Consider the following 21,423-nt stretch of genomic DNA (forward strand, 5'->3'; position numbering starts at 1 on the left):
CCTGTCTTCACTTTGCTCAAAATACTCCCGCCGGAGGCTTGGCCCGGCAGGGCCAATCAATATCGCAGCACCTGCCCGCCCTCGCTCACCACGAATTTGCGCACATCGGCAAACCCCGGCGGATTGCGTTCGGCCAGCACCTGAAACGGGCGCTGCGGCAGGATGATCGAGCGGCTGGTGCGCGTGGCCCCGGTATCGGCCCCCTGCCCGCCAAACGGGTCGAGGGCAAAGACCTCGCGCTCGACCGTGCCGAACCAGCCCGCGCGTTCCTCACGTACGTCCTCGCTTTCCAGCTCCTCGCTGGTCCAAGCCAGCGCCCAGTCTTGCCCGGCAGGGGCCTGCGCGTCCTCCAGCACCGCACGCAGCGGGCCGGTTTGTTCGGTATAGGCCGAGGAATACATCGGCCCCACGTGGATGCGGCGCAGATGTTTCGGATGCAGATCGTCGAAATCCTCGTCAAACCCCTTGGCGATGGTCAACAGCTTCAGCCCGGCCAGCGACTGCGCCATCAGATGCGCCTGTACCTCGGGCCAGCGGCGGCTGTCCTTGGGCAGCGCCTGTTTGCCGGTATCCTCCAGCCGCATCAGGTAGATCACCGGCAGGTTGATCTGGCTGTCGTAGACCGCCCAATGCAGCAGGAACCGGCGCCGCTCGCCCTCGGTCGCGATCCAGTGACATTCGGGGTCGTTGCGCACCCAGAACAGCTGCCCCCTGGCCAGTTCCTCGTAATAGAGCCGTTGTGACAGGGCGAATTGCAGCTTGGTCGGTATCTCGCGACTGCCGAGGATGGTCTGGACCATCTCGTCCTTCAGCGCCGCCTCGGAGGGCATGTTGGCCAGATGGCTGGGCGCCTGCTGGGCATCGTTGGCCATGGTCATCAACTCGGCCGCCACCGGAAAGCCGCTGTCGCGCTTGTCCATGTTGAGCGAGCCAAAAAACCGACCCGTATCGCGCCCGACCAGCAGGTATTTCATGCTGAGTGCGCGAAAGCTGAAGAGCAGCCCCGAGATATAGCGCGAGACGATCCGCACCTCATCCCGGCTGATCACGCCCTCGGCCTCCATGTTGGCGGCCACCCGCAGCAGATGGGTGGTGATCACCTCGAACTTGCGGAAATACCGGCGCGAGGCGAAGGTGTCGGTCAGGCCGACGTGATCGTGGGCGGGGTCGGCCAAGATCAGCCCCCGTAGAGGTTCTTGTCGTGCTTCTCGACGATCGCGGCGAACCGGCGGGCAAAGCGCTCATCGGCCTTGGCCTTTTTCTCCAGCACGTCGCGGGCAAAGACCATGTGATCCTCGTGCGCCTCAAGCATGTCGGCCATTTTCTGGTTGGTCGCGGTGCCGATGGCGGCCATGGCGGTCTGCGCCTCCTGGTCGGTCTGCACGCCGATTTCGTTGATACGGTGGGCCACATCCTGCTGCTGCGCGGTCTTCAGCGATTTGGTCAGCGCGTCATAGAGCACCACGCGCTGTTGCGTGTCCGTTTGCAGCTTGTTGATCAGCACCATCTGGGTTGCGGCCTGATTTTGCAGACTGTCCACCCAGGTCTTGCCCTTTTCGATGTAGCGCTCCAGCGTCTGGCTCTTGGCCAGTTTCACCTGCTCGTCGCGTACCTTGGCGTTATAGGCCTTGTTCAGCTCGGCCAGTTCGGTTTCCAGCTTGGTGCGCGCGGCAGCGTCCTGTTCGACGCTGATCTTGTTTTCCAGCGCGATGATCTGCGGATCCATGGCAAGGATTTCGGCCCGCACCGCTTCCAGTTCCTGCACGGTGAATTCGCGGTCGTCCAATGTGCCGGTCAGGTTGGTTTCGACCTTGGTGCGCTGCTCTTCGAGCACCGCCAACTGCCCTTCGAGCAGTTTGACGATCACATCGGATTTGGCGATCAGATCCTGCAACTTGTCGTCGATATTGGCGGTGCGCATCCGCTCTTGCCGCATCGATTCCGATTTGCCGCTGGAGAAGATGCCGACAAAGCTCTCCCACCCGGTTTTCGAGCGCATCTCGTCGAAATCCTTGGAAAAGGCCGATGTCACATCATCGAGCCCCATGATCAGCTCGGCGATATTGGCATTCATCACCTCGGTATGGGCGTGCACATCCTCAAGCGTGGCGTTCTCGATGTCGATATCGGCCTCGGCGGTGCCGATCTTGGCGCGCGCCGCCTCGATCCGGCTGGTGACACCTTCGATCTGGGCCTGACTCTCGCGCACCTTGCGCTGCGTTTCCAGGATCATTGCCTCGAATGCGGTATCGGACATGGCTTTATCCTTTTAGGTCAAATACATCTGATAGATAGGCTATGTAATGAGGATTTACATCCCCCTATAGGCCGGGATTGGAAAAACTGTGGCAAACTCGGACGCAAAAGGAAAGCCGGTTGAATCTGCCTTGTCGACTGCCGCACCTCGGGCGATGCTCCGCTGCGAACCATTCATAGGAAGGCAGGCAATGAGCAGCTATTACCAACCGGTGACCCCCGAGGGTGCGGGCGAGACTGAGCGCCCGGCACCCGAAAAGGTGCTGTCGGGCGATCCGGTGTTCACCACGTGGAATCTCGAAGAGCGTGACGGGCTCTATTGCGGCATCTGGCGCGCGACGCCGGGCAAATGGCGCATCTCTTACGATGAATGGGAGTATTGCCGCATCCTGTCAGGCCATTCGATACTGACCGATGCCGAGGGCACCGAGATCACGCTGCGCGCCGGGGACAGTTTCATTCTGCGCCCCGGGTTCTCCGGTACGTGGGAGGTGATCGAGACCACCACCAAGGATTACGTGATCCGGTTGTGACACGCGATGCTCCGCCCCCGTCAGGGGGCGAAGATTTTTCGGCGAAAAATCTCGCCTGCCTCAGCCGACGACGTTGAATTCCGGCCCGTAGGGATAGCCGGTGATGTTCTCGTTGCCGTCCTCGGTGATCACAAGGATATCGTGTTCACGATATCCGCCTGCGCCGGGCTGGTCATTGGCGATGGTCAGCATCGGTTCCATCGAGATCACCATGCCCGGCTCAAGCACAGTGTCGATATCCTCGCGCAGCTCCAGACCCGCCTCGCGCCCATAGTAATGGCTGAGCACGCCAAAGCTGTGACCATAGCCAAAGGTGCGGTATTGCAGCAGGTCACGCTCGGCAAAGAAATCGTTGATCTTGTGGGTGACCTCGGCACAGCTCGCCCCCGGTTTCAAGAGCGACATGCCGTATTCATGGGCTGCGACATTGGCCTCCCAGATCTTGAGGCTCGCCGGGTCCACTTCCTGCACGAACATGGTGCGTTCCAGCGCCGTGTAATAACCCGAGATCATCGGAAAGGTGTTGAGCGACAGGATATCGCCGCGTTCCAGCACCCGTCCCGTCACCGGGTTATGCGCGCCATCGGTGTTGATCCCGGACTGGAACCAGACCCAGGTATCGCGGTACTCGGCGTCTGGAAAGCGCTTGGCAATCTCCAACTCCATCGCGTCGCGCCCGGCCATCGCCACGTCGATCTCGCGCACTCCGGCCTTGACCGCCTCGCGGATCGCATAGCCGCCCACATCGGCCACCTGCGCGCCCTGCCGGATCAGGGCGATCTCGGCCGGCGATTTCATCATCCGCTGGCGCATGGTGGTGTCAAACAGGTCGACGGTTTTCGAAGGCGCCAGGAAGCTGTCCATCTTACCCTTCTGCAACAGGCTCAGGTGGTCGCTTTCATAGCCGATCACCCGCCCCTCTCCGGTGACCGAGCGGATCGCGCGCCAGTAATTGTCACGCTGCCAGTCGGTATAGGTGATGTTGTCGCCATGGCAGCGTCGCCAGGGTTGACCCGCGTCGATACCCGCGCTGATGGTCACGCTTTCGGTCGGGGTGACGACCAGCGCATAGGGCCGCCCGAAGGCGCAATAGAGAAAGCCCGAGTAATAGGCGATGTTGTGCATCGAGGTGAACACGGCGGCCTCGGCACCCAGCGCCTCCATCCGGGCGCGCAGCCCCGCAAGACGCACCTCATATTCGGCGGCCTCAAATGGCAGCCTGGCCTCGGTTCCGTTGTGATAGCGATAGAATTCCGGACGCGACAAATCAGCGGTCATGGTTGACCCTCCTTTGCAGAAAGGTCCCGGCGTTCAGGACGGGGAGCGGGCGCATGCCGCGCGGCATGAGGCGACGCCATCGCCAGAGCCCGCGCGGAGATTGGCCCAGAGCCCCGAGTCGTGCAAGCGGGATTTATCAGCCCTCACCGAGGAAATTTGATCAAATCTGGATTGATTCCAATTGCACTGTGGACATAGACAGGAACAGCGCCACCTGTTTGGGTGGACCCACGAATTCTAGGCGGAGACATGCCATGCTGGATGCAGCAACCGATCTGAAATCCCTTCTCAAGACGCCCGACCTGTTGGCGACCAAGGCCTATATCGGCGGCCAATGGGTCGATGGCGACAACGGCACCTTTGCCGTGACCAACCCCGCGCGCGGCGACGTGATCGCCGAGGTCGCGGACCTGAGCCGGGCCCAGGTGGCAGGCGCCATCGCCCAGGCCGAGGCGGCGCAAAAGGAATGGGCCAAATACACGGGCAAGGAACGCGCCGCGATCCTGCGGCGCTGGTACGACCTGATGATGGCCAATGCCGAGGATCTGGGCCGCATCCTGACCGCCGAACAGGGCAAGCCCCTGACCGAGGCGGTGGGTGAGATCGCCTATGGTGCATCCTTCATCGAGTTCTTTGCCGAAGAGGCCAAGCGCATCTATGGCGAAACCATTCCCGGCCACCAGCGCGACAAGCGGATCACCGTGCTGAAACAGCCGATCGGGGTGGCCGCGTCGATCACGCCGTGGAACTTCCCCAATGCGATGATCACCCGCAAGGCTGGCCCGGCGCTGGCGGCGGGCTGCGCCTTTGTTGCGCGGCCTGCGGCGGAAACCCCATTGTCGGCACTGGTTCTGGCGGTGCTGGCCGAACAGGCAGGCATCCCGGCGGGCGTGTTCAACGTGGTGCCCTCGTCGCGCGCCAGCGAGATCGGCAAGGAGTTCTGCGAGAACCCCGGCGTGCGCAAGCTGACCTTTACCGGCTCGACCGAGGTGGGTCGCATCCTGCTGAAACAGGCCGCCGACCAGGTCATGAAATGCTCGATGGAACTGGGTGGCAACGCGCCCTTCATCGTGTTCGACGATGCCGATCTGGATGCCGCCGTCGAAGGGGCGATGCTGTGCAAGTTCCGCAACAACGGCCAGACCTGCGTCTGTGCCAACCGGATCTATGTGCAGGCGGGCGTCTATGACGCCTTTGCCGAGAAACTCGCCGCCGCCGTGGCCAAGCTGAATGTCGGCGACGGGCTGAATGACGGGGTGACCACCGGCCCGCTGATCAATGCCGAGGCGGTTGAAAAGGTGCTGGAACATCTGGGAGATGTCACCGCCAAGGGCGGCGCGGTCCTGACCGGCGGCAAACCGCACGCGTTGGGCGGCACCTTCTTTGAACCGACCGTGGTAACGGGCGTCACGCAAGAGATGAAGGTCGCCAAGGAAGAGACCTTTGGCCCCCTCGCCCCGCTGTTCAAGTTCGACACGGTGGACGAGGTGATCCATATGGCGAATGACACCATCTTTGGCCTTGCCGCCTATTTCTATGCCAAGGATCTGAGCCGGGTCTACAAGGTGGCCGAGGCGCTGGAATATGGTATCGTTGGCGTCAATACCGGCATCATCTCGACCGAGGTCGCGCCCTTTGGCGGCATCAAGCAATCGGGCCTGGGCCGCGAAGGCAGCCATCACGGGATCGAGGACTATCTGGAGATGAAATACATCTGCATGTCGGTCTGACCGGGGTCAGGCGGGCGCGGCCAGCATCTCCATCAGCTGCGCCACCGCCTCGTTCCAAGCGGCTGTTTCCTCGGGCGACAACGCGTCCCCCATCACATCGGACAAGGCGGTCTGCAATGCGCGGGCCGCCTTTTTCAGGTCGGCATGGTTCAGATTGAACCGCGCATGCGACCGGGCCAGACCGCGCCCCAGAAGCTGGAAACTCTTCGCGTCGCTCATGCCGCGAACTGTGGCGGCCAGCATCGAGGCGAACATTTCCTTTTGCGCCGGGAAATCGCCTTTGAACAGCCGCCGGGAGTCGGGCAGTTCCCGGAAAAGATGGTGATAGAACCGTTCGGTCAGTTCCCCTTTGCGCGCGAATACCCGGGCAAAACTGGAATGTACCAGCCGGATCTGATCGTCTGTCATGCCACCTCACCATGCCTTACCGTCCGTCATCGGCGAGTATGGAGACCGCCGGTTAACGACGGGTTTCCGTTTCGGCAAAACGGAGTTCGGGCTTGTCCGGCGTCAGCGGCGCTTGCGGTCCAGCTTGCGCTTGATCTTGTCGGTCTTATGCTTGGCCTTGGCAGCCTTGCGGCGCACCACGCGTTTGCCTTTGGGCGGGGTGCCGCCGCGCGGCATCGCGTTATCCTCAAGGCTCAACATCTCGAATTCGAGCCCGCCGGTTACTGGCGAGGCCTGCGCCAGCCGCACCGTCACACGCTGCCCGATCGAGATGAGCAGCCCGGTTTCCGACCCCATCAGCGTGCCTGCCTCGCGGTCGAAATGAAAGAATTCACGCCCAAGCGAACGCACCGGGACCAGCCCGTCGGCCCCGGTCTCGTCCAGTTTCACAAAGGCGCCGAACCGCGCGATGCCGCTGATCCGGCCGGTGAACTCGTTGCCCACCCGTTCCGACAGATAGGCCGCCAGATAGCGGTCGGTGGTGTCGCGCTCGGCCATCATCGAGCGGCGCTCGGTGTCCGAGATATGGGTGGCGATGCGGTCCAGCTGCTCGATCTCGTCCGCCGTCAGCCCGTCATCGCCCCAGCCATGCGCCTTGATCAGGCCGCGATGCACGATCAGGTCGGAATAGCGCCGGATCGGCGAAGTGAAATGCGCGTAATTCCTGAGCGCCAGACCGAAATGCCCGAAATTCTCGGGGTTGTAATAGGCCTGCGCCATCGACCGCAGTGTCGACATGTTGATCAGCTCCGCCTCGTCGGTGCCCGCCGCCTGATGCAAGAGCGCGTTCAGGTGGCGGGTTTGCAGAACCTGCCCCTTGGCGAGCGTCAACCCCGAGGCCTGCGCCGTCTCGCGCAGCGCCTCCAGCTTTTCGGGGGCGGGTTCCTCGTGCACCCGGAACAACAGCGGCACGCGTTTGGCGATCAGCGTCTCGGCGGCGGCCACATTGGCGAGGATCATGAACTCCTCGATCAGCTTGTGCGCGTCCAGCCGGTCGCGGAAAGCGACGCTTTCCACATGGCCCTTGTCGTTCAGCACGATCTTGCGTTCCGGTAGATCAAGGTCGAGCGGCTGGCGCCGGTTGCGTTCCGCATCCAGCGCCTTGTAGGCAGCGTAAAGCGGCTTCAGCACCTCATCCAGAAGCGGCCCGGTCTTGTCGTTGGGGTTGCCGTCGATGGCGTCCTGCACCTCCTGATAGTTCAGCGAGGCCACCGAACGCATCAGCCCGCGCACGAACCGGTGCCCGATCTTGTTGCCCTGCGCGTCGATCTGCATCCGCACCGCGATACAGGCGCGCGGGACGCCCTCGTGCAGCGAGCACAGATCGCCCGACAGCCGGTCGGGCAGCATCGGCACCACCCGGTCGGGGAAATAGGTCGAGTTGCCACGCTTGCGCGCCTCGCGGTCCAGTGCGCTGCCCGCGCGGACATAGGCCGCCACATCGGCAATCGCGACCCAGACCACATGGCCGCCGGGGTTCTTGGGGTCGTCATCGGCATGGGCGAAACAGGCGTCGTCATGGTCGCGCGCATCCGAGGGGTCGATGGTGACCAGCGGCATGTCACGCAGATCCGTCCGCCCCGACAGGCCCAAAGGTTTTGTGCGGTCCGCCTCCTCGATCACCTTGTCGGGAAAATCGTCGGGGATGCCGTGCTGGTGAATGGCGATGAGCGACACCGCCTTTGGTGCGCTTGGGTCGCCCAGCCGCTCGATGATGCGGGCGCGTGGCAGGCCCATGCGGCCCTTGGGCCCGGCCTGTTCGGCTTCGACCAACTCGCCGTCCTTGGCGCCATGCACCGCGCCCTCGGCCACCAGCCATTCGTTCTGGCCCGCCTTGTCGATGGGCACGATGCGCCCGCCCTCGGCCCCCTTGCGAAAGATGCCCAGGATCTTGTGCGGGTTGGTGCCGATCCGCCGGATCAGCCGCGCCTCGTAATTGTGGTCTTCCTCATGCACCACGGTCAGGCGGGCAAGGATGCGATCCCCCGCCCCCAACGCCGGATCGCTGGCGCGCGGCAGGACCAGCACGATGGGTTCCACCCCTTCGCCATGCCATTCCAGCGGGCGCGCGAAGAGATCGCCGTTCTCGTCGGGTTCCTTGACCTGCAACACGCTGACCGGCGGCAGCCGGTCCGGGTCGGCATAGCTGCGCTTGCGCTTCTCCAGATGGCCCTCGGCCTCGAGCTCCTTGAGGACCCGTTTCAGGTCGATCCGGTCCGAGCCCTTGATGCCAAACGCCTTGGCGATATCGCGTTTCGAGGTGAGTGTGGGATGCGCGGAAATCCAGTCGAGGATTTCCTGCTTGGTAGGGATGCGAGTCATATCTCCGCCGTAGCACGCGGCGCGGTTCGCGTCATTGCAAAAGCGACGGCAGGCGGGCATCGCGCAGGTCGGCGGCGGTATCGACATCTTGCAGCGTGTCGACCAGGGCAACCCGATGCCCGCGCACCCCGGCCAGCGTGTCGCCCAGCGCGTGTTCGCTGGACCAGCGCACATCTCCGAACAGGCCCGGCGGCAAGGCATAACGCCGCGCTGCGCCCACCAACCAATAGCCCCCATCGGGTGCCGATCCGAACACGAAATCAGCCCCCCCCAGCGCCGCAAAGGCGCGGGCGATATGGGCGCGGGTGACGCCGGGAATATCGGCACCGATCAGGCAGACCGGCCCGCATGGCGCGCTCCGCAATTGCCGCGCCATGCGCTGGCCCAGATCGCCGCGCCCCTGCGGGCGGCGCGCCAGATCGGCGGGCCAGACCCGGCTGGCCATCCCCTCGGCATCCGGCGACACCGCCAGCACGATGCGCCAGCGCGGATCGCGCAACCGCCGGAGCAACGCCCGGGTCTGATGGCGAAACCACCAGGCCGCGCCCACCATGCCGATATCGCGCCCCAGCCGGGTTTTCACCCGGCCCGGATGCGGTTCCTTGACCATGATGACCAGCGTACACCGCATCGCTTTCGCTCAGGCGAAATAGTCCCGCAGGATCCGGCTATATATGGCCTTGAGCTGATGGATCTGGGCGATCTCGACCCGTTCGTCCACCTGATGCATGGTGCGGCCCACCAGACCGAACTCAACCACCGGGCAATGATCCTTGACGAACCGCGCGTCTGAGGTCCCGCCCGAGGTGGACAGCACCGGCACAACGCCGGTTTCCGCCTCGACCGCAGCCGCCACCAGATCGGACAGCGCACCGGGCGGGGTGAGAAAGCTTTCGCCGGAAATCTTCACCTTCATCTCGACCGCGACGCCGAATTCCTCGGCCACCCGGTCCGCCTCGCCCTGCATCCATTTGGTCAGGCTGGCACCCGAATGCAGGTCGTTGAACCGGATGTTGACCGCCGCGCGGCATTGCGCCGGGATCACATTGGTCGCGGTATTGCCGGTGTCGATGGTGACCACCGCAAGCGTAGACGCGTCAAAATGGTCGGTACCCTGATCCAGCTCGTGACTGGCCAACCGGTCCATCAGCCGTGCCATCGCCGGCAACGGGTTCTTGGCCCGGTGCGGATAGGCCGAATGCCCCTGCACGCCCGTCACCGTGAACCACGCGGTCATCGACCCGCGCCGCCCGATCTTCATCATCTCGCCCATGCGGTCGGGGCAGGTCGGCTCTCCCACGAGGCAGACCGACATCCGCTCGCCCGAAGCAGCCATGTAGTCGAGGAGCGCGGTGGTACCGTCCAGCGCGTCGCCCTCCTCATCCCCGGTGATGGTGATGATCACCGCGCCCTCGGGCGGGGTGCTGGTGACCAGGTCCACCGCTGCCGCGACAAAGGCCGCAACGCCCGATTTCATGTCGGTGGCACCGCGCCCGTAGAGAAAGCCATCCTTTTCCTCGGCCCCGAATGGCGCCACGGTCCAGGCCGCTGTGTCGCCCACCGGCACCACATCCGTGTGACCGTTGAACCCAAAGCTGCGTGCGTGTCCCTTGTCGCCCCAGCGCGCAAACAGGTTGCAGATACCGCCCCGGTCAACCCGGGAACAGGTAAATCCCGCCTGCGAAAGCACCCGCTCAAGCACGTCAAGCGCGCCGTCATCGGCGGGCGTGACCGAGCCGCAGCGGATCAGGTCGGCGGTCAGGCGGGCGGCGTCGAGTGTCATTCAGGCCTCCTTTGCGGTTTGGGCATCGTCCGGAACGGGAAATGTGACGAAAACGTCGCGTTGCCACCTCTGAATTGCCCGTTTTCACTTAACAGCGACAGAACTCCCATGCTAGCCTATAGGTAGAAAACAAAAGACCCGAGGCAGGGTTACGAGCAGCAAGGCCGCAAAGCGAGCAGTAACAATCGCAAAGACGGCTGAACCAAACCGGCAACCGCACGACAGATGCGATCGGTTTTAAGTGGTGCGTGGCGAATGCCCGCTCCGTCCTCCCTGCCCAGGATCGTGAGACCGTGGGGCAGGAGATGGCAACAGGCGCCGAGCTAAACTATAATCAGGGTGCCTCTGCGATGCAGATGGCGCAGACGATCTTTGGCGACGGTGTCACCGTTGTCGGTGCTTCTTATTCCGGCTGGAGCCAGTCTTCGGCAATCTATTCCAACGGTGACGCGCTGGCGCCGGGGGCCACCCCGGGCGATACCGGTGTGATCCTGTCCACCGGGCGGGCTAGCCATTTTACCCGCAACGGCAGCGACCCGAACCGGTCCACCAACACGTCGACCAATACATCGGGCGAAAACAACAACCCCGATTTCAACGCCGCAGCCGGCACCAATACCTATGACGCCTCGTATCTGGATGTCAGCTTCATCCCGGAACACGGTGTCATGACGATGCAATTCATGTTCTCGTCCGAGGAGTATCCCGAGTTCCAGAACTCGGTCTATCAGGATTTCGTCGGCGTCTGGGTCAACGGGCAACAGGCCCAACTGGAGGTCGGCAACGGCGATTCCGATCCCGGCAACATCAACTCGGTCAACAACCAGAACCTGTTCCTGGACAACACGGGCGACGCGTTCAATACCGAGATGGACGGTCTGACCGTCACCATGACCCTGACGATGAACGTGATCCCCGGACAGGTGAACACGATCCGTATCGGGGTCGCCGACGTGTCCGACAGCAATTACGACTCGAACCTGCTGATCGCCGCCAACAGCGTGCAAACCCGGCTGGTCGCGGTCGCCGATCACAGCACGATCTATCCCGACGGCAGCGTCACGATGGATATCCTGGACAACGATATCAACCACTCGGGCGCCACCCTGACCATCACCCACCTGAACGGCATTCCCGTCACCGCGGGCAGCACGATCACGCTGGCCACCGGGCAGACCGTAATGCTCAACGCCGATGGCACCATCACCGTGACGGGCGATGGCGATGTCGAGCATTTCAATTTCACCTACACGGTGACCAACGGCGCACAGACCGATACCGGCATCGTCAACGTCAACGCGATCCCCTGTTTCGTGGCGGGCACCCTGATCGACACGCCCTATGGCGAACGCCAGGTCGAGCGGCTGACGCCGGGTGACCTGGTGATCACCCGCGACAACGGTTCGCAAGCGGTGCGCTGGGTCGGCGAGCGCACAGTTGACGCCGAGGGCGATTTCGCCCCCGTCCTGATCCGCGCCGGAACCTATGGCGCCCAACGCGACCTTCTGGTCTCGCCACAGCACCGCATCCTCATCCACGACAGCCTGAGCGAGCTGCTGTTCGGCGAACGCGAGGTTCTGGTCGCCGCCAAGGATCTGGTAGATGGGCGCAGGATCCGTTTCATGCCCGGCGGGCGCGTCACCTATGTCCACGTGATGTTCGACAATCACGAGGTGATTTACTCCGAGGGACTGGCGAGCGAAAGCTTCCTGCCCGGCCCGCAAACCACGCATCTGTTCGAGCCCGAGACCTTGAACGAGATCCGGGCGGTTTTCCCCGAACTCGACACCGACACCGGCGAAGGCTATGGCCCTGCCGCCCGTCGGGTCCTGCGCAAATACGAAACCGAGCTGCTGCTCACATCGGCAAAGGTGGCCTGACATGGGATGGATCGCCGTTTCCGCCCCCGAGAACGAACATTTCCGCCCTGAGGGGCTTGGCGCCTCGACAAATGCGCCTTGCCTGGTCGGCACCCATGAAGACGACCTGATGGTTCGCGGCACTCTTGTGTTTGAAACCCGGCTTCCCAATGCCCAGCGTCCGCGCATCCTGTTGCAGTTCGACCGCGGCGGCGCCTGGCCCTTCCACCTGTCGTTGCAGGCGATTCCGGGCGGCGGGCTGATACTGATCGTCAATCAGGGGGGCTCGGTCCTGCATCAGGTTCTGAACGTGGCCGATACCGGGCGCATCGACACCTTGCGGCTCAGCTATGCCTGGGATGCGCCGGCCCGTGCCGGCTGGCTGGCCCTGGAACATGATGAACGCGAATATGCGCATCTGATCGAGGTCGAGGCCCCCAGCCCGCTGCGCATAGGTGATCTGCGGATGCTGTTTCGGGACGGCCCGCACCGTTTCACCGCCCCCGAACTGGTCTATTTCGCGCTGTCGAGCGAAATAGAACCCGTGGGCCCGATGCCCTCGCTGCACCCGGAAACGCCGATCGCCACACCAGAAGGCTACCGGCCCCTGTCGCGGATCCGGCGCGGCGACACGGTGATCGTCGCCAGCGGCGAGGCGGTTCCGGTCCTGCATCGGGTCAGCCGCACGATGCCAGCCTTCGGCAGCACCCGGCCCCTGACGATCCGCCGGCCCTATTTCGGTCTGAGACAGGACATCCAGGCCGCGCCCGCGCAGCGTCTTTTGCTCTCGGGAACCGAGGTGGAATACCTGTTTGGCCGAGAATCGGTGCTGGTCCCCGCCCGCCATCTGACCGGCGGGCATTCGGTTCTGCCCGCGCGCGCCGGGCTGACGGCGACCTATGCGCAACTGCTGCTGCCCACCAACGAGGCGATGGTCACGGCCGGGGCGCTGGCCGAAAGCCTGTTCATCGGCCGTCTGCACCGCAAGCCGCTTCATCTGGCCGCCAGCGTGCTCGCCGGGATCGAGCGCAGCCGCCTGCCCGATCATGGCCGCCCGAGCCATCATGTCCTGCGCGCGTTCGACGCCCGCATCCTGGCCGAGGCACGCGTCGCCTGATCCGAACCCGATGATGCTCAGGGTCCGGCCCGTGCGCATGACGGGCGCGGGCGGATTCTGCTGATAGCACGCCAGACGGGAAGCAAGCCCGGCTTTTCCCCTTGCCATGAGCAAAGCTGACCCTGGGGTCGCCTTGTTTGAACGCCCCGGCTGGGGTATGGGGCAAAAAACCGGAAAACAGTTTGCCGATGCACAAGCTCCTCATCTCTGTCTGCCTGGCCCTGGGATTGTGGCCGCAAGTGCTGTTGGCGCAGTCGCTGAACGTCGCCACGGTCACGCGTCCTCCCTTCTCTTTTGTCGAGGATGGGACAGAGACCGGTTTTTCGATCGATCTGCTCTCGGCGTTGGCCGACAAGCTTGGCTGGACCTACACGCTGGACCGCAAGGACAGGTTCTCGGACATGCTGACCGCCGTTATCGACGGAGAGGCGGATATGGCAATCGCCAATATCTCGATCACCGCCGCGCGCGAGACCGAGATGGACTTCAGCCAGCCGATCTTTGAATCCGGACTCCAGATTCTGGTGCCGTCCGAGAGCAATGCCGGCTCATCGCTCCTGAGGGCGCTGCTGTCCCGAGACCTGTTCATGGCCATCGGCGCCGCCTTCTTCATCCTGCTGACCGGCGGCATGTTGATGTGGTATTTCGAGCGGCGCGCGCAGCCCTATTTCGATCGCAAGCTGCACGAAGCCTGGTTTCCCTCTTTCTGGTGGGCACTGAACCTCGTCGTCAATGGTGGGTTCGAGGAACGGGTGCCGCGCACCGCCTTTGGCCGGCTGTTCGGCGTTGTGCTGGTGATCTCCTCGCTTTTCGTGGTTTCGGTCTTCACCGCGCGCATCACCTCGGTCATGACCGTCGAGGCGATCAGCGGCTCGGTGAATTCGGTCAACGATCTCTACGGGCAAGAGGTCGGCACCATCGAAGGCTCCACCGCCGCCGGCTTCCTCAATCGTCGTGACATCGGATTTGCCGCTTTCTCGAACCTTGACGAGATGCTGACTGCCTTTGAGCAAGGCGCGCTCGACGCGGTGGTGTTCGACGCGCCGATCCTATCCTATTACGCTTCGCATCAGGGCAAGGGAAAGGCTGTCACCACCGGTTCGGTGTTTCTGCGCGAGAACTACGGTATCGCATTTCCAACCGGATCAAGCCGGGTTGAAGACGTCAATCAGGCGCTGCTCGCCCTGCGCGAGGACGGCACGTATGACCAACTTTACCGCAAGTGGTTCGGTCGCCGGAACTGATCCGCCTCAGCCCGCCGCCTCGTCGTCGTCGAAAAACGGTGTCATCTGGGCCACGATGACGGCGTTTTCGTCCAGCGCCCGCTGCATCAGCGCGCGCTCTTCCGTATCGATCTCGTGACCCTGCGCCTCGCGCTCTTCGAGCGTGCCGTATCCGGTGACATCCAGCGGCGCGGTGTCAGCCTGTTTCAGAATCGCCACCGTTTCGCGCACCGCCTCGGCCTCGTCGACGCCGCTGGCATAACACATCAACGCCGCGCCGGTTGCCCCGTCTGGCAGGCCGTCACCGGACTTGCGCCCGATCTGGACGACAAGGGTATAGACTTGCTGGCGGGACTTTTTGGCGGGCTTTTCCATGCCGCCGCCTTAGCCTGCGCCAATCGACAGGTCAACGCCCGACAGATGCGGACAATTCTCCAAGAATACCAGACATCGCACCCGCAGTTGGTAAGAACACGGAAAGGGTCAACGGGATAGGCCGGGGATACGACAATCAGCAAGGCCCACCCGACATGCCCACAGCCAGTGAACTTCCCGTCGATACTTCGGCATCTGCCCTGGACATGGCGGATGCCATGTTCGGCTCGGGGATAGAGGTGGTAACAGCCAGCTATTCAGGCGCCACGTCGGCTTCAGGTATTTATTCGAACGGAGATACCGTCGCCCCCGACATCACGCCCTCCGACAGCGGGGTGATCCTGTCCACCGGCAACGCAACCTCGATCACCAACAGTTCGGGCGACGCGAATGTGTCGGCGGGCACCAGTACCAATCACGGCCTTGCCGGTGACGCGCAATTGTCCGAGATGGCGGGCGCGCAGACCTATGACGCGTCCGTGTTCGAGGCCAGCTTCATCCCCGAAGGCTCGACCCTGACCATGCAGGTGGTGTTCTCGTCCGAAGAGTATCTCGAATATGTAGGGTCCGGTTTCAACGATGCGGTCGGTATCTGGGTGAACGGCGTGCAGGCCGAACTGACGGTCGGTGACGGTGACATCACGATCGACAGTATCAACGATCAGTCGAACTCGAATCTCTATGTCGACAATCCGGCCTCGGGCGAGATCGCCAATACCGAGATGGACGGGTTCACCGTGACCCTGACGCTTAAGGCGCCGGTCAATCCCGGCGAGGTCAACACGATCAAGATCGCCATCGCGGACAGCGGCGACGGCGCCTATGATTCGAACCTGCTGATTGCCGGCGACTCGATCCAGACCGCCCTGATCGCCGAGGATGACAGTGTCGAAATCACTGGTGGCAATGCGGAAACCGTGGACGTCCTGGCCAACGACAGCTCTTCCGCGGGCGGCACGCTGACCATTACCAAGATCAACGGGCAGCCGGTATCGGCGGGGGATACCGTGACCCTGCCGACGGGAGAGACGGTCCTGCTGAACCCCGACGGGACATTCACCATCGATTCCGATGGGTCCGAGGAAAGCAGCAATTCCTTTTCCTACGAGGTCACCGATTCAGCCGGGAACACAGATACCGGTTTCGTCACGGTCAAGACCACACCCTGTTTCGTCGCTGGCACCCCGATCCGGGTGCCGAATGGCCGTGTTCCGGTCGAGAAGCTTGAGATCGGCGATCTTGTGATGACCCGCGACAACGGTCCCCAGCCATTGCGCTGGATCGGTCGCACGACCCGCCTGTCCAAGGGGATCGACGCACCGGTTCTGATCCAGCGCAATGCGCTGGGGCGGCATGGCCCGGTCGCCGTCTCACCCAACCACCGCGTGATGCTGGAGATGTCGCGCTCCGAGCTGCTGTTCGGGTCTCGCGAGGTTCTGGTCAAGGCCAAGGACCTGGTGAACGGACGAGATATCAAACGGTGCACGGACGGGTTGCCGGTGACCTATGTGCATCTCCTGTTTGACCGGCATGAAGTGATCTGGGCCAACGGCCTGGAAAGCGAAAGCTATCATCCCGGCGACATGTCCATCGGGGCCTTCGATACGGCCACACGCAGCGAAATCCTGCGATTGATGCCCGATTTGTCCGCGCCAGATTACGGCTACGGGCCCGCCGCGCGCCCGGCATTGCGCAGCTATGAAGTGCGCGCGCTGATGCGGGCCTGAAGGGAAACAAAAAAGGCCGCGGCACCTTTGCGCCACGGCCCAACCTGATGCGACTTGCCGGCAGGTTAATCCCGCAGCAACTCGTTGATGCCGGTTTTCGACCGGGTCCGTTCATCCACCCGCTTGACGATCACCGCGCAATAGAGGCTGACACCGCCGGTCGACGGCATCGAGCCCGAGACCACCACCGAATACGGCGGCACCTCACCATACATGACCTCGCCAGTCTCGCGGTCGACGATCTTGGTGGACTGACCGATATAGACGCCCATGCCCAGCACAGAGCCTTCGCGCACGATCACGCCCTCGACCACCTCGGAGCGGGCGCCAATGAAGCAATTGTCCTCGATGATGGTGGGACCGGCCTGCATCGGCTCCAGCACGCCGCCAATGCCGACGCCGCCCGACAGGTGCACGTTCTTGCCGATCTGGGCACAGCTGCCCACGGTGGCCCAGGTATCGACCATGGTGCCGCTGTCCACATAGGCCCCTAGGTTGACGAAGGACGGCATCAGCACCACGCCCGGTGCGATATAGGCCGACTTGCGCACCACGCAGTTGGGCACGGCACGGAACCCGGCGGCCTTCCACTGGTTCTCGCCCCAGCCTGCAAACTTGCTGTCGACCTTGTCCCACCAGCCGCCGCCCTGCGGGCCGCCCGACTGGATTTCCATATCCTTGATGCGGAAGCCCAGCAGCACCGCCTTCTTGGCCCATTGGTTCACGTGCCAGCTGCCATCGGCCTGTTTCTCGGCCACCCGCAGCGCGCCGCTGTCCAGCGCGGCCAGCGTGTCTTCGATCGCCTCGCGGGTGGCGCCTGTGGTGGCGGGTGTGATGCTGTCGCGCGCGTCCCACGCGGCCTCGATGGCGACTTCCAGCTCTCGGTTGGACATGAGGTCTTGCTCCCTGATGAATGCGTCACGTTGGTTTCGCCTATACGCAAGCGCGGACCAAGGCGCAATGCGACGCGCCCCGACCCGATTGCGGCCTTATGCGTCTTCCAGCGCCCCCAGCGCGGCGAACATCTCGGCATCGGCGTCGGTTCCGGCATTGGGCGCGGGCAGCGGCACGTCGCCATAGAACACCGAATTGGCCCCGGCCAAAAAGCACAGCGCCTGCTCGGCGGCGCCTTTAGCCTCAGCAGCCCCTCGCGCACCGGCACATGACTGGCATCAAAGGTACGCACGATATGGTCCTGACGCAGCTTCTCGTCCGCTGGCCGGGCGCCGCTTATCGTCCGCTGGCTGAGCCTCGCTTAGAACGTGTCGGCGATGGTTGCTGTCAGGAATAAAAATAAAGATCCCGGGTACAACCGGAACAAGCCGCAATCTTCACCCGGCAAAGGGATCCGGGGCGATATTGCCGCCGCAGACCAGCACCGCCACCCGCTCGCCTGGTTCGGGCCGATAGGCGCCACACATCAGCGCCGCCAGCGCGGTTGCGCCTGCCGGCTCGACCAGAACCCGCCGCTCGGCCCAGAGCGCGCGCTGGGCCGCAGCAATCGCCGCGTCCGGAACCAGAACCGACTGTGCCCCGCGTTGCGCCAGACCGAAACAGATTTCGCCGATCCGCCGCGCCCCCAGCGCATTGGCGGCGATGCCCGAGACCTCGACATCGACCGGCCCGCCAGCAGCGAGCGCCGCATTCAGTGCGCAGGAGGTTTCCGGCTCGACCGCAACCACCTTGCGTGCGCCCTGCCACCAGGCCAGTGCACCAGCCACCAGCCCACCACCGCCGACCGCGATCACAACCGTATCGGCCTCTAGCGCCTGCGCGTCCCATTCGGCGAAACAGGTGCCCTGCCCCGCCACGGTCGCGGGCGCGTCATAGGCATGGATCTGCATCGCACCAGTCGCAGCTTCATGCGCCTGTGCAAGGGCCAACGCATTTGCATACTCGCCCGGCACCACCTCAAGATCGGCGCCGGTATCCCGGATCAGCGCGATCTTGGCGGGGCCAGCCATTTCCGGCACGAAGATCTTGGCCTGATGGCCCAGCGCGCGGGCGGCATAGGCCACCGCAGCACCATGATTGCCACCCGAGGCGGCCACGACTCCGGCAGCGGGCACATCACTGGACAGCAGGGTATTGAAGGCCCCGCGCGCCTTGAAACTGCCGGTATGCTGCATCTGTTCCAGCTTCAGGCTGAGCGGATATGACAGGCCAAATCCGCGCGTCTGCATCACCGGGGTCACTTGCACATGCCCGTCAATTCGTGCCGCCGCCGCTGTGATCTCTGCTTTCCAATCCATTCTCATACCCTCTTCACCACCCGCCTCTGGCGCTTGCCCCGCGAACCCTATAGCTGTGGGGCAAAGACGCAAGCAGGGAAGCCCGCAGATGAGAGACGATCGTCAGAGCCCGTTTCGTGACGCCCATACCGACCGCTCGACGGCCAGCCATGTGCCCGATACGCCGCAGACGCGCTCGCCCGCCTATAAACTGGCCTTTGCCGACGAGGATTTCCTGTGCCGGGACGAGCTGCGCCCGGTGCGGTTGCAACTGGAATTGCTCAAGCCCGAGATGATGATGGCCGAGCGCGGCATCACCTCGACCGTGGTGATGTTCGGCGGGGCACGGATCCCGGAACCGGCGAAAAAGCACACCGCGCGCACCCAGACCTTGGCGGAGCTGTCGGAATACTATGACGAGGCGCGCGAGTTTGCCCGGCTGATCACCGAGAAATCGAAAGAGTCAGGCTGCAAGGAGCTGGTGATCGTCACCGGCGGCGGCCCCGGCGTGATGGAGGCCGGCAATCGCGGCGCCAAGGACGCGGGTGGCTGCTCGATCGGACTGAATATCGTGTTGCCGCATGAACAGGCGCCAAACCTGTTCGTGACGCCCGAGCTCAGCTTCAACTTTCACTACTTTGCAGTCCGCAAGATGCATTTCCTGATGCGCGCACGGGCGATTACCATCTTCCCGGGCGGCTTCGGCACGCTGGACGAACTGTTTGAATCGCTGACCCTGATACAGACCGGGCGCATGGAGCGGGTGCCGTTCCTGCTGTTCGGGCGCGATTTCTGGGAACGGGTGATCAACTGGCGGGCGCTGGCGGATGCCGGCACCATCTCGGCCGAGGATCTGGACCTGTTCCGCTTTGTCGACACCGCTCAGGAGGCGGTCGAAATTATCGACAACTGGGAGCCCGCGCCACCCCGCGATGCGATCCCGGGGCGCTGAGGCGGTCGGGTCGGTTCAGGCGAATTCAGCAGGCAACACGCCCAGTTCGACGCCCTGCGGCAACCGGGTGACCACCTGCGTGCCCTGCACGTCCTTGATGGCATAACCATAACCCATCAGCCGGAACTTCCATTCCCGCGCGCTGAGCGCCTTGGCGCGTTCGCGGTACAGCAGGTCCAGAACCCCCGCCTCGATCATTGCGCCACCGATATCTGCCTGTGCCATTTTCTGTCCTCCATGGCTTTGTTGCTGATTTCGAAACTGACTGTTGATCGGGGCGGAAATTCATCGCGAATGAGGAAAATTCAGGGCGCAGGCCTTTTGGGATAGGATGAAGGGGGCGCTGCCCCCGTCGCCTGCGGCGCCTCCCCCGGAGTATTTTGGGCGAAATGAAGGTGCAGCCATCTCTTTGCTTTGCCGTCGCGCAACCGGGTGCTAGATCGCGGTTTGACAGGCACGCGGGAGGGCGACAATGGAACATGGCGATCACGGGACACCTCGGATGGGTGCCTTTCTGCATCTGCGCGGCAACGAGATCGACAAGGGCGATCCGGTGGCGCTGCCGCTGGTGCAAAGCTCGATGTATCACCTGCCGGGCGCGCCCGATGGCGGCAACAGCTATGGTCGGGCGGACAATCCCACATGGGTGGCGCTTGAACATGCGATCGAGCATCTTGAAGGGGCGCCCTGCCGGATGTTTCCCTCGGGTATGGGCGCGATTTCGGCCGCGCTGTTTGCCACGCTCAAGGCCAGACAGCGCCTTTTGATCCCCGCGGATGGCTATTATGTCACCCGGTTGCTTGCCGACCGTTACCTGCGGCCTTTGGGGGTGATTGTCGAGGAGCGGCCCACCACCGGCTTTGCCGAGGGCGGGTTTAGCGACATTGACGTGGTGTTTCTGGAGACGCCGTCCAATCCGGGGCTGGACCTGATCGACCTTGCCGCCGTCGCGGGCGCGGTGCGGGCAGCCGGTGGCATCACCATCTGTGACAATACCACGATGACACCGCTGGGACAGCGGCCGCTGGATCTGGGCATCGACATCGTGGTCGCCTCGGACACCAAGGCGATGGGCGGCCATTCCGACCTGCTGCTGGGGCATGTGGCCAGCCGCGATGCCGGGCTGGTTCAGGCAGTGGAGGATTGGCGCCGTATCTCTGGCGCGATTCCGGGCCCGCACGAGGCCTGGCTGTTGCATCGCGGGCTGGAGACGCTGGAGGTGAGGTTCGACCGCATGTGCCGAAACGCCGAAGCCCTGGCGCCGCGACTGGCCGAACATCGGGCGGTGAGCGCCCTTCGTTATCCCGGTCTGCCGGGTGATCCGGCGCATAACCTGGCGCGGGCGCAGATGCAGCGGTTTGGCTTCCTGCTCTCGCTGGATCTGGGCAGCGAGGAGAAGGCGGAACAGTTCATCAACGGCTGCCCGCTTTTGCGTCCGGCGACCTCGTTTGGCGGCGTGCACAGTTCGGCCGAGCGGCGCGCGCGCTGGGGCGACGCGGTGGCACCAGGATTCGTGCGCCTCTCAGTCGGCTGCGAGCCGGTCGAGGAGTTATGGCAGGCCCTGCGCGATGCGCTCGATACACTCTGAAT

The 21,423-nt window shown here is 63.6% G+C and carries 20 protein-coding genes and 1 pseudogene; 8 read left to right on the plus strand and 13 right to left on the minus strand.

What is annotated here, in order from left to right; translation table 11 throughout:
• Positions 1 to 56 precede the first annotated feature (56 nt).
• Both AC2FLM_RS19685 and AC2FLM_RS19690 read right to left on the minus strand, forming a co-directional pair.
• Positions 57 to 1,175 (minus strand): hypothetical protein, encoded by a 1,119-nt coding sequence (locus AC2FLM_RS19685; RefSeq protein WP_496859595.1) that lies wholly within the window; start codon positions 1,173 to 1,175, stop codon positions 57 to 59.
• Between the two features lie 2 nt (positions 1,176 to 1,177).
• Positions 1,178 to 2,257, minus strand: coding sequence for a coiled-coil domain-containing protein (locus tag AC2FLM_RS19690; RefSeq protein WP_234138648.1), 1,080 nt, complete (start codon positions 2,255 to 2,257; stop codon positions 1,178 to 1,180).
• Positions 2,258 to 2,447: 190 nt separating this feature from the next.
• On the opposite strand from AC2FLM_RS19690, the gene AC2FLM_RS19695 reads away from it, so the two are divergent.
• On the plus strand, positions 2,448 to 2,789 hold the full coding sequence (locus AC2FLM_RS19695; protein ID WP_234138645.1) for a cupin domain-containing protein: 342 nt from the start codon (positions 2,448 to 2,450) through the stop codon (positions 2,787 to 2,789).
• A gap of 60 nt (positions 2,790 to 2,849) precedes the next feature.
• Here AC2FLM_RS19695 and AC2FLM_RS19700 read toward each other — a convergent pair whose 3' ends face one another.
• On the minus strand, positions 2,850 to 4,067 hold the full coding sequence (locus tag AC2FLM_RS19700; protein ID WP_496859596.1) for an aminopeptidase P family protein: 1,218 nt from the start codon (positions 4,065 to 4,067) through the stop codon (positions 2,850 to 2,852).
• A gap of 254 nt (positions 4,068 to 4,321) precedes the next feature.
• Between AC2FLM_RS19700 and AC2FLM_RS19705 the strand changes: the two genes are divergently transcribed.
• Positions 4,322 to 5,797, plus strand: coding sequence for an NAD-dependent succinate-semialdehyde dehydrogenase (locus AC2FLM_RS19705; RefSeq protein WP_496859597.1), 1,476 nt, complete (start codon positions 4,322 to 4,324; stop codon positions 5,795 to 5,797).
• Between the two features lie 6 nt (positions 5,798 to 5,803).
• Here AC2FLM_RS19705 and AC2FLM_RS19710 read toward each other — a convergent pair whose 3' ends face one another.
• The 4 genes from AC2FLM_RS19710 to dapE form a co-directional block, all read right to left on the minus strand.
• On the minus strand, positions 5,804 to 6,205 hold the full coding sequence (locus AC2FLM_RS19710; protein ID WP_496859598.1) for a globin domain-containing protein: 402 nt from the start codon (positions 6,203 to 6,205) through the stop codon (positions 5,804 to 5,806).
• A gap of 102 nt (positions 6,206 to 6,307) precedes the next feature.
• Positions 6,308 to 8,566, minus strand: a complete 2,259-nt coding sequence (rnr, locus tag AC2FLM_RS19715; protein WP_496859599.1) for a ribonuclease R — start codon at positions 8,564 to 8,566, stop codon at positions 6,308 to 6,310.
• A 31-nt stretch (positions 8,567 to 8,597) separates the two neighbouring features.
• On the minus strand, positions 8,598 to 9,197 hold the full coding sequence (locus AC2FLM_RS19720; RefSeq protein ID WP_496859600.1) for a TIGR04282 family arsenosugar biosynthesis glycosyltransferase: 600 nt from the start codon (positions 9,195 to 9,197) through the stop codon (positions 8,598 to 8,600).
• A 9-nt stretch (positions 9,198 to 9,206) separates the two neighbouring features.
• Entirely contained in the window at positions 9,207 to 10,349 is a 1,143-nt protein-coding gene (gene dapE / locus AC2FLM_RS19725) for a succinyl-diaminopimelate desuccinylase (RefSeq protein WP_496859602.1), read from the minus strand.
• 305 nt (positions 10,350 to 10,654) lie between these two features.
• On the opposite strand from dapE, the gene AC2FLM_RS19730 reads away from it, so the two are divergent.
• From AC2FLM_RS19730 to AC2FLM_RS19740, 3 genes are all read left to right on the plus strand, one after another.
• Complete coding sequence (locus AC2FLM_RS19730; protein ID WP_496859603.1) at positions 10,655 to 12,229, plus strand: Hint domain-containing protein; 1,575 nt, start codon at positions 10,655 to 10,657, stop codon at positions 12,227 to 12,229.
• 1 nt (position 12,230) lies between these two features.
• Positions 12,231 to 13,325, plus strand: coding sequence for a Hint domain-containing protein (locus AC2FLM_RS19735; protein WP_496859605.1), 1,095 nt, complete (start codon positions 12,231 to 12,233; stop codon positions 13,323 to 13,325).
• Between the two features lie 188 nt (positions 13,326 to 13,513).
• On the plus strand, positions 13,514 to 14,569 hold the full coding sequence (locus AC2FLM_RS19740) for a transporter substrate-binding domain-containing protein (RefSeq protein ID WP_234138624.1): 1,056 nt from the start codon (positions 13,514 to 13,516) through the stop codon (positions 14,567 to 14,569).
• Between the two features lie 6 nt (positions 14,570 to 14,575).
• On the opposite strand, the gene AC2FLM_RS19745 is transcribed toward AC2FLM_RS19740, so the two are convergent.
• Positions 14,576 to 14,923 (minus strand): DUF8846 family protein, encoded by a 348-nt coding sequence (locus AC2FLM_RS19745; RefSeq protein WP_496859607.1) that lies wholly within the window; start codon positions 14,921 to 14,923, stop codon positions 14,576 to 14,578.
• Positions 14,924 to 15,078: 155 nt separating this feature from the next.
• On the opposite strand from AC2FLM_RS19745, the gene AC2FLM_RS19750 reads away from it, so the two are divergent.
• Positions 15,079 to 16,650 carry a choice-of-anchor L domain-containing protein gene (locus AC2FLM_RS19750; RefSeq protein ID WP_496859609.1) on the plus strand — a complete coding sequence of 524 codons (1,572 nt, stop codon included), beginning with the start codon at positions 15,079 to 15,081 and terminating at the stop codon, positions 16,648 to 16,650.
• Positions 16,651 to 16,715: 65 nt separating this feature from the next.
• Here AC2FLM_RS19750 and dapD read toward each other — a convergent pair whose 3' ends face one another.
• The 4 genes and pseudogenes from dapD to AC2FLM_RS19770 all read right to left on the minus strand — a co-directional run bounded on the left by dapD (position 16,716) and on the right by AC2FLM_RS19770 (position 18,902).
• Complete coding sequence (gene dapD / locus AC2FLM_RS19755) at positions 16,716 to 17,543, minus strand: 2,3,4,5-tetrahydropyridine-2,6-dicarboxylate N-succinyltransferase (protein WP_234138617.1); 828 nt, start codon at positions 17,541 to 17,543, stop codon at positions 16,716 to 16,718.
• A gap of 96 nt (positions 17,544 to 17,639) precedes the next feature.
• A complete protein-coding gene (locus tag AC2FLM_RS19760) occupies positions 17,640 to 17,753 on the minus strand; it encodes a hypothetical protein (RefSeq protein WP_496859611.1) in 114 nt (37 codons plus the stop codon).
• Between the two features lie 23 nt (positions 17,754 to 17,776).
• Positions 17,777 to 17,884 (minus strand): annotated as a pseudogene (locus AC2FLM_RS19765) (GntR family transcriptional regulator); the annotation flags it as partial.
• Between the two features lie 97 nt (positions 17,885 to 17,981).
• Positions 17,982 to 18,902, minus strand: coding sequence for a threonine/serine dehydratase (locus AC2FLM_RS19770; RefSeq protein WP_496859613.1), 921 nt, complete (start codon positions 18,900 to 18,902; stop codon positions 17,982 to 17,984).
• An 88-nt stretch (positions 18,903 to 18,990) separates the two neighbouring features.
• Between AC2FLM_RS19770 and AC2FLM_RS19775 the strand changes: the two genes are divergently transcribed.
• The gene (locus tag AC2FLM_RS19775) at positions 18,991 to 19,833 is read left to right on the plus strand and encodes an LOG family protein (protein ID WP_234138607.1); all 843 of its coding nucleotides are present in this window, start codon (positions 18,991 to 18,993) and stop codon (positions 19,831 to 19,833) included.
• A 15-nt stretch (positions 19,834 to 19,848) separates the two neighbouring features.
• Here AC2FLM_RS19775 and AC2FLM_RS19780 read toward each other — a convergent pair whose 3' ends face one another.
• Complete coding sequence (locus tag AC2FLM_RS19780) at positions 19,849 to 20,058, minus strand: hypothetical protein (protein ID WP_234169167.1); 210 nt, start codon at positions 20,056 to 20,058, stop codon at positions 19,849 to 19,851.
• 247 nt (positions 20,059 to 20,305) lie between these two features.
• Here AC2FLM_RS19780 and AC2FLM_RS19785 point away from each other — a divergent pair, with 247 nt between their 5' ends.
• A complete protein-coding gene (locus AC2FLM_RS19785) occupies positions 20,306 to 21,421 on the plus strand; it encodes a cystathionine gamma-lyase (RefSeq protein ID WP_496859614.1) in 1,116 nt (371 codons plus the stop codon).
• Positions 21,422 to 21,423 lie beyond the last annotated feature (2 nt).

This window comes from Ruegeria sp. SAZD011 (assembly GCF_059612545.1).

Bases quoted from the DNA above. Each gene is read 5' to 3' on its own strand.
- AC2FLM_RS19690 (WP_234138648.1), bottom strand. From the start codon at position 2,257: ATGTCCGATACCGCATTCGAGGCAATGATCCTGGAAACGCAGCGCAAG.
- AC2FLM_RS19695 (WP_234138645.1), top strand. From the start codon at position 2,448: ATGAGCAGCTATTACCAACCGGTGACCCCCGAGGGTGCGGGCGAGACT.
- AC2FLM_RS19700 (WP_496859596.1), bottom strand. From the start codon at position 4,067: ATGACCGCTGATTTGTCGCGTCCGGAATTCTATCGCTATCACAACGGA.
- AC2FLM_RS19705 (WP_496859597.1), top strand. From the start codon at position 4,322: ATGCTGGATGCAGCAACCGATCTGAAATCCCTTCTCAAGACGCCCGAC.
- AC2FLM_RS19710 (WP_496859598.1), bottom strand. From the start codon at position 6,205: ATGACAGACGATCAGATCCGGCTGGTACATTCCAGTTTTGCCCGGGTA.
- rnr (WP_496859599.1), bottom strand. From the start codon at position 8,566: ATGACTCGCATCCCTACCAAGCAGGAAATCCTCGACTGGATTTCCGCG.
- AC2FLM_RS19720 (WP_496859600.1), bottom strand. From the start codon at position 9,197: ATGCGGTGTACGCTGGTCATCATGGTCAAGGAACCGCATCCGGGCCGG.
- dapE (WP_496859602.1), bottom strand. From the start codon at position 10,349: ATGACACTCGACGCCGCCCGCCTGACCGCCGACCTGATCCGCTGCGGC.
- AC2FLM_RS19730 (WP_496859603.1), top strand. From the start codon at position 10,655: ATGGCAACAGGCGCCGAGCTAAACTATAATCAGGGTGCCTCTGCGATG.
- AC2FLM_RS19735 (WP_496859605.1), top strand. From the start codon at position 12,231: ATGGGATGGATCGCCGTTTCCGCCCCCGAGAACGAACATTTCCGCCCT.
- AC2FLM_RS19740 (WP_234138624.1), top strand. From the start codon at position 13,514: ATGCACAAGCTCCTCATCTCTGTCTGCCTGGCCCTGGGATTGTGGCCG.
- AC2FLM_RS19745 (WP_496859607.1), bottom strand. From the start codon at position 14,923: ATGGAAAAGCCCGCCAAAAAGTCCCGCCAGCAAGTCTATACCCTTGTC.
- AC2FLM_RS19750 (WP_496859609.1), top strand. From the start codon at position 15,079: ATGCCCACAGCCAGTGAACTTCCCGTCGATACTTCGGCATCTGCCCTG.
- dapD (WP_234138617.1), bottom strand. From the start codon at position 17,543: ATGTCCAACCGAGAGCTGGAAGTCGCCATCGAGGCCGCGTGGGACGCG.
- AC2FLM_RS19770 (WP_496859613.1), bottom strand. From the start codon at position 18,902: ATGGATTGGAAAGCAGAGATCACAGCGGCGGCGGCACGAATTGACGGG.
- AC2FLM_RS19775 (WP_234138607.1), top strand. From the start codon at position 18,991: ATGAGAGACGATCGTCAGAGCCCGTTTCGTGACGCCCATACCGACCGC.
- AC2FLM_RS19780 (WP_234169167.1), bottom strand. From the start codon at position 20,058: ATGGCACAGGCAGATATCGGTGGCGCAATGATCGAGGCGGGGGTTCTG.
- AC2FLM_RS19785 (WP_496859614.1), top strand. From the start codon at position 20,306: ATGGAACATGGCGATCACGGGACACCTCGGATGGGTGCCTTTCTGCAT.